The sequence below is a fragment of the Prevotella sp. S7 MS 2 genome, assembly GCF_000762865.1.
Lineage (GTDB): Bacteria > Bacteroidota > Bacteroidia > Bacteroidales > Bacteroidaceae > Prevotella.
On record NZ_JRPT01000043.1, the window covers coordinates 1 to 13,755 of the forward strand.

At 46.2% G+C, this 13,755-nt stretch carries 9 protein-coding genes; 6 read left to right on the forward strand and 3 right to left on the reverse strand.

Going from position 1 to position 13,755, the window contains the following annotated elements; all coding sequences use genetic code 11:
* Position 1 precedes the first annotated feature (1 nt).
* Together HMPREF0671_RS08105 and HMPREF0671_RS08110 are read right to left on the reverse strand one after the other, a co-directional pair.
* Positions 2-547, reverse strand: a complete 546-nt coding sequence (locus tag HMPREF0671_RS08105) for a phosphatase PAP2 family protein (protein ID WP_052052941.1) — start codon at positions 545-547, stop codon at positions 2-4.
* A 2-nt stretch (positions 548-549) separates the two neighbouring features.
* Entirely contained in the window at positions 550-2,382 is a 1,833-nt protein-coding gene (locus HMPREF0671_RS08110) for an LTA synthase family protein (protein WP_369793970.1), read from the reverse strand.
* A gap of 510 nt (positions 2,383-2,892) precedes the next feature.
* Here HMPREF0671_RS08110 and HMPREF0671_RS08115 point away from each other — a divergent pair.
* From HMPREF0671_RS08115 to HMPREF0671_RS08135, 5 genes are all read left to right on the forward strand, one after another.
* Positions 2,893-3,273 (forward strand): L-rhamnose mutarotase, encoded by a 381-nt coding sequence (locus HMPREF0671_RS08115; RefSeq protein WP_036899276.1) that lies wholly within the window; start codon positions 2,893-2,895, stop codon positions 3,271-3,273.
* Positions 3,274-3,307: 34 nt separating this feature from the next.
* The gene (gene pncB, locus HMPREF0671_RS08120) at positions 3,308-4,513 is read left to right on the forward strand and encodes a nicotinate phosphoribosyltransferase (RefSeq protein WP_036899323.1); all 1,206 of its coding nucleotides are present in this window, start codon (positions 3,308-3,310) and stop codon (positions 4,511-4,513) included.
* A gap of 23 nt (positions 4,514-4,536) precedes the next feature.
* The gene (locus HMPREF0671_RS08125; RefSeq protein ID WP_036899325.1) at positions 4,537-5,640 is read left to right on the forward strand and encodes a cation diffusion facilitator family transporter; all 1,104 of its coding nucleotides are present in this window, start codon (positions 4,537-4,539) and stop codon (positions 5,638-5,640) included.
* Positions 5,641-5,771: 131 nt separating this feature from the next.
* Positions 5,772-8,360 carry an ATP-dependent chaperone ClpB gene (clpB, locus tag HMPREF0671_RS08130; RefSeq protein ID WP_036899279.1) on the forward strand — a complete coding sequence of 863 codons (2,589 nt, stop codon included), beginning with the start codon at positions 5,772-5,774 and terminating at the stop codon, positions 8,358-8,360.
* A gap of 333 nt (positions 8,361-8,693) precedes the next feature.
* Positions 8,694-10,688: an OPT family oligopeptide transporter gene (locus HMPREF0671_RS08135; RefSeq protein ID WP_036899280.1), complete on the forward strand. Its 1,995-nt coding sequence runs from the start codon at positions 8,694-8,696 to the stop codon at positions 10,686-10,688.
* Here the strand turns inward: HMPREF0671_RS08135 and HMPREF0671_RS08140 are convergent.
* Positions 10,675-13,485 carry a 3'-5' exonuclease gene (locus HMPREF0671_RS08140; RefSeq protein ID WP_198025893.1) on the reverse strand — a complete coding sequence of 937 codons (2,811 nt, stop codon included), beginning with the start codon at positions 13,483-13,485 and terminating at the stop codon, positions 10,675-10,677. The two genes, HMPREF0671_RS08135 and HMPREF0671_RS08140, sit on opposite strands and share 14 nt — an antisense overlap.
* 120 nt (positions 13,486-13,605) lie before the next feature.
* On the opposite strand from HMPREF0671_RS08140, the gene HMPREF0671_RS12545 reads away from it, so the two are divergent.
* Complete coding sequence (locus HMPREF0671_RS12545; protein ID WP_231725656.1) at positions 13,606-13,740, forward strand: DUF4160 domain-containing protein; 135 nt, start codon at positions 13,606-13,608, stop codon at positions 13,738-13,740.
* The last annotated feature ends 15 nt before the right edge of the window (positions 13,741-13,755 follow it).

The window sequence follows — 13,755 nt, forward strand, 5'->3', positions numbered from 1 at the left end:
CTCAGCATACGAAGGCTACAGAGATACCCAGTACACCACCCAAAAGTATATCTCCGGGGTAATGCACACCTAGATAGATACGGCTATAAGACAGAAGTGTGGCCCAAGCAAACATAAACAACGTGAGCTTACGTCGTCTGAAGAACAACATCGTAAGCATAGCCAGCATATAAGTATTGGTGGCATGACTCGACGGAGTACCATAATGCCCACCTCGATAATCATTGATAATATGCACCAAGTGGCAAATAACACTGTCGTCTTGAGCCGGACGAGGACGCGCTATCCACGGTCTAACCAACTGTACACAGAGATAATCAGTCAGCGCAAAGGCTATCAAAAACACACTTATCACCCCGATGAGCTTGCGCCAATCGCTTTTGAAGTGAAGCGCATTGGCCACAACAATGGCTATATACATCGGTACCCACACCCAACGGTTGGATATTTGCCACATCAGCGTGTCGAAGAAGCTGTTGTGGAAACCATTGAAAAACAGGAACACAGTCTGGTCCAAGCTATTAATTTGCTGTAATATGGTTGTCATGGTCAACGTTTTGAGAGGTCATCGTAAAGTTTTTGAAGGTAGGCCTTGCCCAACTTCAACGTATAATCGGTATGTTTGCCGCGCTTCTGCACGGTTGTTTTTGTATCAAGATCGTACATCACAGAGTCGGTAGACGTAATCATACCCAATGCATTAGGCACCGTGAAATACCCAAAATGTGGTGCTCTGCTGTCCATCATGTCTTTACTGAAAGTAAACTGATGGTGCGGCATACCCAATTGCGACAGGAGTGTAGCCGCAATATCTATCTGCGAGCCGATAATATCAATACGGTGCGACTCCTTCACTGCCCCACCTACCATGATGAGCGGAATATGATAACGCGCGAAATCATAGTTGCTAATATCTTCCGGATAGCATCCCAGATGGTCGGGAACAAGCACGATGAGCGTATTATCCCACTGTTTAGAACGGCGCAAGCGCTCTACAAACTTGCCCAAACAATCGTCCGCATAAGCAAAAGCATTCAATACCTTGTTGCTTAAACGATGATAAGGCACATCATAAGGCTCATGACTGCTGCTTGTCTGAATCACCTTCAAGAAAGGTTTACCGCGATATTGTTCTATATCTTTAGCCGCACGGTCGAACACATAACCATCTGGAACACCCCATTTGCTCAACCTTAGATTCACAGGAAAGTCAACATCGGCCACTATTTTCTCAAATCCGGCCGTAGTCAAAAACGACCGCATGTTGGTAAAATCTGCATCACCACCATAATAATATTGCAAGTCGTACCCCTCATTGCTCAATTCTCGCGGCAACGAAGGTAATGTTTCCACTTTCTCAGTGTACTTCATGATACTCATCGTGGGCTGAGCCGGATAGCCGGCCAAGATAGAAACGAGTCCGCGATCGGTACGGAAACTATTGGCATAGAATCGAGTAAAGAGCACACCTTCGCGTGCCAAGCGATCCATATTGACCGCCACTCGCGGCAAACCACCCAACTCTTGCATGATTTGAGCAGAGAAACTCTCTAGCACAACAATCACAATATTGGGACGATGCACGCGTAGCAACTGCGTCTCTTCTCCTTTATTACTGCGGTCACCGGTCTTTACAAGCTGACTAAACAGGCTGTCAGCCTCGGTGGCATCCATCAATCGGTATTGGTCGGAAAGCTTCGTCGCCCCATCAATCCATGAACGTAACAGACTGAAACAAGGATTTACGGCAGCATGATTCAGTCGCTGATTCTGACTATAATACACATTTCCCAAATTCATGGTCGATGTTGTGACGCCTCCACGTATCGGGATAATGAGCAATCCCATCAATACTAAGGTCATCACTACGGTCTGTATACGCTCACGAACTTTTGTTGTAGTCGTAGGAAGTGGCAACAGGCAACGCACAGCAATACTATAAATACCCAACGACAATAACAACCAAACTACCACACCCAGCACGATGAAGCCTGCACCGACACTTGCCATGGCGTCCGAAGGCGACGAGTAGAAATAAAACAAAGGTGTCGTGTCGAGTCTGAATCCCCAATAGCTATAGAGCACCGCATCCACTATGAATATCATAGCGAGCAGCAATGCCACCACAGCATAGTACGTCTTGGCAATACGACGAAGCACATCGCCACCGCCAAAAGGCGCAACGAGTGCAAGAAGTGCAGGTACTATTGATAGGTAACCACTCACAGAGAAGTCCATCGGGAGTCCATGCCACATCACAGCCACATAGTCTTTCAATGTTGCTTCAACATAGATGGCGTGGTTATAAAGCATGAAAAAAGGCTTCATCAGCATTGCCAACACAGCAAAACCTATGAAATTTCCAAGTATGAACGTAGCCATACCCATAGCACACTTCAATCTATGCTCCCTCATTTCGTGTCTTTAATGTTTAAATTTGAGTCTAATTACCTACTATTATATTAGGCTACAAAAATATAAAATAAGTCTAACAATCAGGCAGATAAGAGTTTAAAATTAACTAACATTCTTGTTTTCAGACATCTAACGTTCTTTTGGGCGAATACAATACACCTCTACAATTTGCTATAACTCCTCACTTGTCACTCCTAACTCCTCACTCTTCATTTGCTGTAACGTCTCTTCAGCATCGCTGCACAGCCCATTCAGCATTACTGCCGAGCCGAAGCAGCAAGACTGCCAAGCCACTGCAGCAATTTGAGTTAGTAAGTTTATGAATCTACAAGTTATGATATAAAACATGGAAAGTATTAATATTGCAAAGCGGCCATCGCACATAATTACAGCCTAAAAGATAGTGTCATCCCACTTTTATGTTTATCTTTGCATAAAATAGGCTGCATTCGACAATCACAAATAAGAAAAAACGATATGAAAACAGAAGGTTACAAGGTGAAACAATACGATGGTCCGGTAAAGCGATATTGCCAAACAATGGATCTACGCGACAATCCTGAACTCATCAAATGCTATCGCGAAGCCCACGACCGTGAGCATTTCCGCCAACAAATAGAAGACGGAATCAAACAAGTTGGCATTCTAGAGATGGAGTTATACATCGTTGGTACACGCGTATTCATGATAGTTGAGACACCGGTAGACTTCGATTGGGACGATGCCATGGCTCGTCTTGCTACCCTACCCGGCCAACAAGACTGGGAAGACTATGTGTCGCAATTTCAACAGTGTGCCACCGGTAGCACCTCAGACGAAAAATGGAAGATGATGGAACGTATGTTCTACCTATATTAATCACTCTTAACAACAACTCTACCCTATTGACATGATGAGACAAATCATACAACACTTCACCGACGACGACCTCTATAAGTTTACCATGTGCTGTGCCGTTATTGACAATTTCCCACGTGCACAGGTGAAATATCAGTTCGTAGACCGCAACAATACCGTCTATCCGGAGGGCTTTGCCGACCTTGTAGCCGAGCAAATCAAGATGCTCGAAAACCTCGTTATCACCGATGAAGAGATTCATTTCATGCAGCGTGAATGCTACTATATACCCCATTGGTTCTATCGCTACCTACGTGGTTTCCGCTTCAAACACCAATGGACACGCGTCTGGCAAGACGAAAACCGGCACTTACATATAGAGTTTGAGGGCAGTTGGTCGGATACTATTCTGCTCGAAGTAAAAGTATTGGCCATCGTGTCCGAACTATATTATATGGTGACAGGACAGGAAGCCAAACTCAACTACGAGGAATATTACAAGAAATCGTACGCCAAAGCCGAGCGACTTTTGACTGCCGGCTGTGTCTATAGCGACTTCGGTACGCGCCGTCGAGCATCGTTCGAGGCTGAAGATACGGTAGTAAGAGCCATGAAAGATTGCTATACTTCGCGCCAATGGCCGGGTAGATTCGTCGGAACCAGTAATGTCTATTTGGCCATGAAGCACGGTCTGACACCCGTGGGAACGATGGCTCATGAGTTTGTTTGCGCCATCGGAGGTATGTATGGTCCCCAAATGGCTAACCATATTGCCATGAACTCGTGGCGCAACACATTCCGTGGGGCATTGGGAACCTACCTCTACGACAGCTTCGGGTGGAACATTTTCAGCCTCAACTTCTCTGAAGACTTCGCCAATTTGTTCAAAGGTCTGCGCATAGATAGCGGAGACAACCGACAAGAATTAGCTAAGATTATCGGTAAATACCGCTCGCTGGGCATTGATCCGCGTACCAAACAGGTGGTATTCAGCAATGCGTTGAACACCGACCAAGCCATCGAAGTACAACAATATGCCAAAGACTATTGCCAACCTTCATTCGGTATAGGTACTCACTTCACCAATGACTTCGAGGAAATAGAACCGATGAATATCGTCATCAAGTTGGTAGCAGCCAAGATTACAGAGTCGTGGGACTTCTATAACGACACTTGTAAGCTGAGCGAAGACAATGGCAAACACACAGGAAAGCCCGAAGTCATCAAGCGATTCTTAGACGTTCTGCACATGCAAGACTAACAATGAGTTCTCTAAACGATGCAATGAATAGGAATCAACAGATTATTCGGACAAGTCTTATCGGCATTTTGTCCAACGTACTGTTGGCCTCTTTCAAGGCCGTGGTAGGATTCTTGGCAGGCTCCATTGCTATCGTGATGGACGCAGTCAACAACCTGAGCGACGTATTCTCGTCGGTCGTGACCATCATCGGCACCCGATATTCAGCCCGACCGGCCGACCGTAAGCATCCCTTTGGGCATGGACGAATAGAATATCTCAGCGCCATTGTGATTGCGGTATTCGTGATTGCTGCCGGTATTACATCGCTCATAGAGTCCGGAAAGAAGGTTTTACACCCCACAACTCCCGAATATACCACCGTCACATTGACGGTTATCATCACAGCTATCGTCGTAAAGCTCATCCTCGGACGATATGTTAAAAGCACGGGAGAGCGACTCCAATCAGACGCTCTCATCGCTAGTGGAGCCGATGCAACCTTTGATGCCGTCGTCACCTTGGGTACTTTGGTATCGGCTGTCATCATGCTTGTATGGCATTTTTCCATTGATGGTATCCTCGGTGTGCTCATCTCACTGCTCATTATCAAGGCCGGTATTGAGATATTGGCCTCTCCCGTGAATCAGATTTTGGGTACACGCATCTCTCAAGAGCTTATTACTAACATCAAAGACGAAGTAAAAACATTCGATGGAGTGTGCGGAGTGTTCGACGTTATCATGCATACCTACGGGCCGGATACCATCATTGGGTCGCTCCATATCAGCGTATTAGACACCACTTCGGCCATAGAGATACACAAACTCACCCATCGTATCAGCCACAGACTGATGGAGAAATTCGGCATCATCGCCACTATAGGCATCTATGCCATCAACTCCGGCGATAACTTAACAACTCAATTGCAACAACAAGTGATGGAGATGACTGCCGAATGTCCCGATATTTGTCAGGCACATGGATTCTTCTTGGACACAGAAACACGCACCATCTCACTCGATATCATACCCGAAGACGGGGTAAAAGAAAAAGAGGGACTTCTCAAACGATACTTGAAAAACCTGCAAGAAACCTTTCCCGACTACCATTTCAGCATCATTATAGACAATAACTATAGCGATTAAGCAGCCCCGATTCATGCCTTTTTGACACACAATTATGCCAAAAAGGCATGAATTTTAATAAGGCATGGGGTTTGACTTCTCCTTTACTGAATGAATAAAACATTGAATTAATCAAGGAAAGGAGACACGATATGGATTTCAACAAGTTTACTATCAAAGCCCAAGAGGCCGTGCAAGAAGCTGCAAACATAGCTCAAAGCAGCGGCCAACAGGCTATAGAGCCGGTTCATTTGCTTCAAGGCATCATGAACAAAGGCAAAGATGTGACCAATTTTATATTCCAAAAGCTGGCCATCAACACACAGTTGATAGAGCAGGCGGTACAACAAGAGATTCAACACTTACCTAAAGTACAGGGCGGACAGCCTTACGTGAGCAACGAAACAAATGCCGTATTACAAAAAACGCAAGATTATAGCACGAAATTAGGAGACGAATTCGTATCTATCGAACCTATGCTGTTGGCATTATTGAGCGTCAATTCCACTGCTAGCAGAATTCTAAAAGATGCCGGTTGCACCGAGAACGGCGTGCTACAAGCCATCAACGAACTGCGCCAAGGCAAAAAAGTAGACAACCAAAGCGGCGATGAGAACTATCAAGCATTGCAGAAATACGCTAAAAACTTGGTCGAAGATGCACGTCAAGGCAAGCTCGATCCGGTCATAGGACGCGATGACGAGATTCGTCGAGTGCTGCAAATCCTGTCTCGAAGAACCAAAAACAACCCGATATTAATAGGAGAACCGGGTACCGGTAAGACCGCCATCGTGGAAGGTTTGGCCGAACGTATCGTACGAGGTGATGTTCCTGAGAACCTCAAAAACAAGCAATTATACTCTCTCGACATGGGAGCTCTAGTAGCAGGAGCCAAATATAAGGGCGAGTTTGAGGAACGATTGAAAGGTGTTATCAAGGAAGTGACCAACGCAGACGGTGAGATTATCCTCTTCATCGACGAGATACACACGCTCGTTGGAGCCGGTGGTGGCGAGGGTGCTATGGATGCTGCCAACATATTAAAGCCTGCATTGGCTCGTGGCGAACTCCGTGCTATCGGTGCAACTACACTCAATGAGTACCAAAAATACTTTGAAAAAGACAAGGCATTAGAGCGCCGTTTCCAGACAGTAATGGTGGATGAACCCGACGAACTAGACGCTATCAGCATCTTACGTGGCCTAAAGGAACGGTACGAAAACCACCATAAAGTGCGCATACAAGACGATGCTTGCATCGCAGCGGTGCAACTTTCGGAGCGCTATATATCCGACCGTTTCTTGCCGGATAAGGCTATCGACCTCATGGACGAGGCTGCCGCCAAGCTTAGAATGGAGCGCGACTCGGTGCCGGAAGAGCTCGATGAGATTACTCGTAGGTTGAAACAGCTTGAAATAGAACGCGAAGCTATCAAGCGAGAGAACGATACCGACAAGATAGCACAGCTCGATAAAGAGATTGCCGAACTCCAAGAAGAGGAACATCAATACCGAGCTAAATGGGAATCGGAGAAAGGATTGGTCAACAAGATACAGCAAGATAAGCAGGAAATGGAAAGCCTCAAGTTTGAAGCAGAGCGTGCCGAACGAGAAGGAAACTACGAGAGAGTGGCCGAAATACGCTATGGTAAGCTCCAAGCATTGCAGGATGACATCGATAATATACAGCAACAATTGAGGGCAACTCAAGGCGGCGAGGGCATGATAAGGGAAGAAGTGACGGCCGACGACATCGCGGAAGTGGTGAGCAGATGGACAGGTATCCCCGTCACACGAATGCTTCAAAGCGAGCGCGAGAAGCTTCTTCATTTGGAAGAGGAACTGCATAAGCGTGTCATCGGGCAAGAAGAAGCCATCCAAGCGGTAAGCGATGCGGTGCGAAGAAGTCGCGCCGGACTGCAAGATCCAAAGCGTCCGATAGCCTCTTTCATCTTTATGGGCACCACAGGTGTAGGAAAAACCGAATTGGCCAAGGCACTCGCCGAATATCTTTTCAATGATGAGAACATGATGACTCGTATAGATATGAGTGAATATCAGGAGAAATTCAGCGTCTCCAGACTCATCGGCGCACCTCCGGGATACGTGGGTTACGACGAAGGAGGGCAACTAACGGAGGCTGTAAGACGCAAACCGTACAGCGTGGTACTGTTCGATGAGATTGAAAAAGCACATCCCGACGTCTTCAATATCTTGTTGCAAGTGTTGGACGACGGCCGATTGACCGACAACAAAGGGCGCACAGTGAACTTCAAAAACACTATCATCATCATGACATCCAACCTCGGCAGTCAGTACATCCAGCAACAAATGCAGGATATGAACGTCTACAATAGGGATGAAAAGATGAATGAAATGCGCCACCAAGTGTTGGAAATGCTGAAACAGAGCATCCGTCCGGAGTTCTTAAACCGTATCGATGAGACCATCATGTTCCTGCCTTTGACACAAGAAGAGATTGGAAAGGTGGTCACGCTACAAATGAAACACGTGCGCAAAATGCTCGAACAACAGGGCTTCAGCATCGAGTGGACACCTGAAGCCATCAATTTCTTGGCCACGGAAGGCTACGAACCGGAGTTCGGAGCACGTCCGGTAAAGCGTGCCATACAGCGTTTTGTGCTTAACGATTTAAGCAAACAGCTCCTATCAGAGAACGTATTACGCGACAAGCCCATCATCATCGATGCCGACAACAATGGGCTTGTGTTCAGAAACTAATAAAGATTAGACTTTCATGGGGAAAGGTTCATCATGGTTTGATGAACTTTTTCCCATTTTTAATGTATATTTCCGAAGGCATACTACTTTCATCTCGTCCCATATAATAGCCTGAAATAAGGCATTATTATGTATTGAATAGAATATCAGATATAAAGTTTTGCCCAGTCAAAGCATTACCGCCACTTCACTGCAAAGCCTATAGAAAGCTCTCATAGCGTTGCCATAGATGAATGTCTGTTGCAAAAATACGTTATTTCTCATACAATCCAATGGTCTTCTTATATAAATATGTTACTTTTGTAGCATATTAACCCTATTTCGTTAACATTCATGCAAGAAGAACAAATCAAAGAGGTAGAGCCCATGGAACTACCTGAGAACGCATTCAGAGAATTGAAAGAAGGTGAGGAATACAAGCCTATTATGAGTCCGGAACGCAACTATCCGGAAGTAAACGGATGGTCGGTGACGTGGGGAATCGTCATGGCGATGCTGTTTTCTGCCGCTGCTGCCTATCTGGGATTAAAGGTTGGGCAAGTCTTCGAAGCCGCTATCCCTATCGCCATCATTGCCGTTGGTGCTTCGACAGCAGCCAAACGTAAAAACGCACTAGGCGAGAACGTTATCATACAGAGTATCGGTGCTTGTTCAGGAGCAGTGGTGGCAGGTGCCATCTTCACCTTACCGGCCATCTATATTCTGCAAGCTAAGTATGGCGATGCGATGACAGCATCGTTCTTTAAGATATTTATGAGCTCGGCATTGGGCGGTATCATCGGTATATTGTTCCTCATTCCGTTCCGCAAATACTTTGTGAGCGATATGCACGGCAAGTATCCTTTCCCCGAAGCTACGGCCACCACACAAGTGTTAGTGAGCGGTGCGAAGGGCGGAAATCAAGCAAAACCGTTGCTTATATCGGGACTTGTAGGTGGTCTCTACGACTTCATCGTGGCCACAATGGGCTGGTGGAACGAGAATTTTACGTCGCGTGTCGTCGGTCTCGGAGAACTATTGGCCGATAAAGCCAAACTTGTTTTCAAAATCAATACGGGTGCTGCTGTAGTCGGACTGGGCTACATCGTGGGCTTAAAATATGCTTTGATTATCTGTTTAGGGTCGCTATCGGTATGGTGGCTCATCGTTCCGGGCATGTCAATCCTGTTCCACGACCAAGTATTAAACATGTGGGATCCCTCCATTCAGGCAACAGTGGGTAGCATGTCTGCCGAAGAAATCTTCTCAGCCTACGGCAAGAGCATCGGCATCGGAGGCATTGCCATGGCCGGAATTATCGGTATTATCAAGAGTTGGGGCATCATTAAAGGTGCTACTTCGCTTGCTGCCAAGGAACTAAAAGGTGGTGATGAGGCCGCAACAGCACAGAAACGCACACAACGCGACATTTCTTTTAAGATTATAGCTGTGGGTAGTATCGTCACCATTTTGGCTACATTCATCTTCTTCTGGACCGGTGTGATGAGCGGAAATCTACCCTATGCCGTTGTCGGAATCCTACTGATAACGCTCATTGCATTCCTCTTTACCACCGTGGCAGCCAATGCTATCGCCATCGTAGGTAGCAACCCAGTATCGGGAATGACCTTGATGACGCTGATATTAGCTTCTGTGGTGATGGTGGCTGTGGGCTTAAATGGCCCCGGAGGCATGTTGGCTGCCCTCATCATGGGTGGAGTTGTGTGCACAGCTTTATCTATGGCAGGTTCGTTTATCACCGACTTGAAGATTGGATATTGGCTCGGTACGACACCTAAAAAGCAAGAGAGTTGGAAATTCCTTGGTACTTTGGTGAGCGCAGCTACCGTAGGTGGTGTCATGATGTTGCTCAACGAGACCTATGGATTCACCTCCGGACAGTTGGCAGCACCGCAAGCTAACGCTATGGCAGCGGTCATCGATCCGCTCATGAACGGCGTCGGTGCACCTTGGGTACTTTATGCTATCGGTGCAGCTATCGCTATTATACTCGACCGTTGTAAAGTTCCGGCCTTGGCATTCGCCCTCGGTATGTTCATTCCTTTGCAGTTAAACACACCTCTACTAGTCGGTGGAGCCATCAATTGGTTTGTCACTTCGCGCAGCAAAGACGCTCAGGTGAATAAAGAACGTGGTGAGAAAGGAACGCTGATTGCCAGTGGTTTCATTGCCGGAGGAGCCTTAATGGGTGTGGTAAGTGCACTTCTGCGCTTCGGTGGAATCAATCTTGTAAACGAAGCATGGCTTGCTAATCCGCTCTCAGAGCTTTGTTCGCTTGCCGCTTACGTACTTTTGATACTCTATTTCATCAAGGCTACAAAGAAATAGAAGTCCCTCTCAAGCCCTCCCCATCAAGGGGGAGGGTTGGGGTTGGGCTTACATCAAACCACCTCAATAGCGGTGTCATGAAACGAGTGAGTCTACGTGGCTGCGCTACACCGTGATAATCAAGGCGCGAAACACTCTGCATCACGATGACACGCTTCTTAGCTCGCGTCATGGCAACATAAAATTTACGAGCGTCCTCAGCCATTTGTTGAGGATTGTTACGACTGAAATAACTCGGATAACGGTCTTCCACTGCATCAAAGATAATTACGTTATCAAACTCCAAACCTTTTGCTTTGTGCACTGTTGTCACAAAAATACGGTCTTCTATAGCCTGACTGCTGCATAAATCGGCTTCTTTCAACGTGTTCATCGTGGTGAGATGATTAGCCAATTGTTCTACCAATGACCCTCCACTCTCTTTGTTTATCAAGTCATGAGAGAGGTAACGAACGATGTAATCGAGCGAACGAACCGGCTCGATTACCTTATCTTGTTTCAACACACCATATATATAAAGCAATTCATCGACCAATGCGGGGCGATCACCCTGCATCTCTCGTCTATACAAACGGGCTTGCGTATGCGCATAAATAGGCCCATAGACGCGATGCAACACCTCTACTCGCGACGCAACTCGCTTTTGCTGCATCAGCTTTTGCTGCCCTTCTACCATCTCTTTTGCCTGCTGATAACAATAATTTACGACGCTAACAGTAGCTTCAACATCCGCATCGGCCAAGTGAGAGTTCTCCCCTTCCAAGTGTAGAACAGCCAACAGATACTTCAACTTATACTCCTTCAACCCGGGAACAAGTAATCGTGCCAACTTCAACGAGTCGAAATAAAGCGGATGAAGACTGCCTAAATCAACGTCGGGCAGGTATCGTTGCAAGTTATAAGTGAGGATATGATAATCGTATTCGGCATTATGAGCAAGCAAAACGGCATCACCTACATAGTCAAGAAACTGTCTTAAAGCCTCTGGAGGAGACAAAAGTTCATGATGACGAAGCTCTTCCAAGATGGGATTTTTAATATCCCCAAGCATTTCGGGAATTGGTCTGGCAGTCTGAATGAACAGCGATAACCGACTTCCCTCTACCACCTTGCCACCTCTCAGCTTCACAGCTGCAATCTGAACAATGTCGTCTTCAAACACATCAAGGCCAGTTGTTTCGGTATCAAACACCACGATTTCACGTTCATCGTACGTCTCCACAAACTTCTGAACATACGAAGAGCCGGGGAAAAGCAGGAAATCGGAGGGCAACATAGCATGGTTTAGCAACGTACGAACGAAGTTTCGAGCAGCCGTATTGGTCTCAAACACGTGCAAACCTTTCAATATTCGCGCCCAAGAAATAAAGTTATGCTCACACGAAATCAGATTGAAATGAGCGAAAAGGAGTTTTACTACGGGTGAAGAAAAGAGGTCTTCGCCCGATACTTTAAAGTGGTTGACCATACGAGACCGCAATGCTTGGCTGATAGCATCGGCATCCCGATTTGAACTAACAATGATGGCTGCATTCTCATCGGGATAATCCAGCATGAGTTGTCCGGCTATCTGAGCAGCATCCAAACACTCTGATTCGATGTTTTCCGATTGAAATAACTGCAGTTCATTGCCCAGTCTGGCCGGTTCATAATCTGTTGTCGGCAGTAAAGCAGGGTCAATCTTCAACACTTCTTCGGCGTAAATATTGAATACATCAAGCAAGTAACGGGGCGAACGATGGTTCATCTGCAAGCGATGTAGATGGTCTTTACACCGCTTTTTCAGCACTTCAAGGGTCGACATCTTAGCTCCCATGAACGAGAAAATGGCCTGTTGTTCGTCTCCGAGGTACACTACCGTGGGATTACAAGGCGCTGTCAAAGCATCAATAATGGCTAATTGGAGTGCATTCAAGTCCTGTACTTCGTCCACTTGAATCCACCGATACACCCTTCTTTCATCTTCCTTGGCATGTCGCAGATGCTCGTATGTGAGCAACAACAAGTCTTCAAAGTCCACCAACTTATTCTCCGTACGGTACACATCAAACAGTCTTGCCGTACGCATCTTTATCAATAAGTGGTTCACTATTTGCTGCTCGCCCATGTCGTAAGCCTCACTTCGAGCCTCATCCAAATAGAAATCGGCATTCATATAAAAGTCTTCAACTGTCCGAGCACTCAGTTCCAAATGCTGATGTCGGCATATTATCCGCATTGCCTCGACATCATCGGGCGATAAACATTCAGGATGAAGACGCAAAGTACGCGGATGTTCATGTGTCAACTGGTACATGAAATGCGACAACTGCATCACTTCCATGTAAGCACGATGGCGCCGTGGTGCAGCAGCTACCTCATATTCGTCCTCGTTTAAGATGTTAGCCAAAATACTGATGGTATCTTCTTCGTCGATAATCGAAGCCTCGGCCGGTATCAAAGCATGCTCAAAGAGATATTTGGAACAAAACCGATGCACGTTTCCCACAAAGACTTCGTCTACTCCCTCATCTGCTATTTGCCCATGAATACGCTCCATCATGCCGCGGGCAGCACGATTGGTGAAGGTCAAACAAAGCATACCGGCATAGTCAACTCCCAAAGAATGCGCCACGCGAATGCGCTCGGTGAGTATCTGTGTCTTACCACATCCGGGCGGAGCCAGCACCAAATGATAGCCTTCTTGGGCTTCTACAACCTCTTGTTGGCTTGAATCGAGGGTGAAACCGCGCCCCTTTGAACTTTCCAAAGGCGTACCATCTCCCACTCTTTCATCCTTACTTATCTTTGCATTCATGCTATTTACGTTTCCACAAATATACTAAAAAAATATCTTGATTACAATAGCAATGTTTCACTATCTATATTTTGAGTTATCAAAAATAACACCTATATTTGCCATATAAGATTCAACGATATGCCAGAGATATTTAGATTCTTCGGTTATTCATTCTTCTTTTATAGTCAAGAGCATGAACCTCTGCACGTACATGTAGAAGGAAATAGAGGTCATGCTAAATTTAATTGGGACGGAGACCATTTCTCTTTATAAGAGAAACACGGCATC

Coding starts and splice junctions, on each gene's coding strand:
- HMPREF0671_RS08110 (WP_369793970.1), bottom strand. CDS start 2,382: ATGGCTACGTTCATACTTGGAAATTTCATAGGTTTTGCTGTGTTGGCA.
- HMPREF0671_RS12545 (WP_231725656.1), top strand. CDS start 13,606: ATGCCAGAGATATTTAGATTCTTCGGTTATTCATTCTTCTTTTATAGT.
- pncB (WP_036899323.1), top strand. CDS start 3,308: ATGAGACAAATCATACAACACTTCACCGACGACGACCTCTATAAGTTT.
- HMPREF0671_RS08135 (WP_036899280.1), top strand. CDS start 8,694: ATGCAAGAAGAACAAATCAAAGAGGTAGAGCCCATGGAACTACCTGAG.
- HMPREF0671_RS08140 (WP_198025893.1), bottom strand. CDS start 13,485: ATGAATGCAAAGATAAGTAAGGATGAAAGAGTGGGAGATGGTACGCCT.
- HMPREF0671_RS08125 (WP_036899325.1), top strand. CDS start 4,537: ATGAATAGGAATCAACAGATTATTCGGACAAGTCTTATCGGCATTTTG.
- clpB (WP_036899279.1), top strand. CDS start 5,772: ATGGATTTCAACAAGTTTACTATCAAAGCCCAAGAGGCCGTGCAAGAA.
- HMPREF0671_RS08105 (WP_052052941.1), bottom strand. CDS start 547: ATGACAACCATATTACAGCAAATTAATAGCTTGGACCAGACTGTGTTC.
- HMPREF0671_RS08115 (WP_036899276.1), top strand. CDS start 2,893: ATGAAAACAGAAGGTTACAAGGTGAAACAATACGATGGTCCGGTAAAG.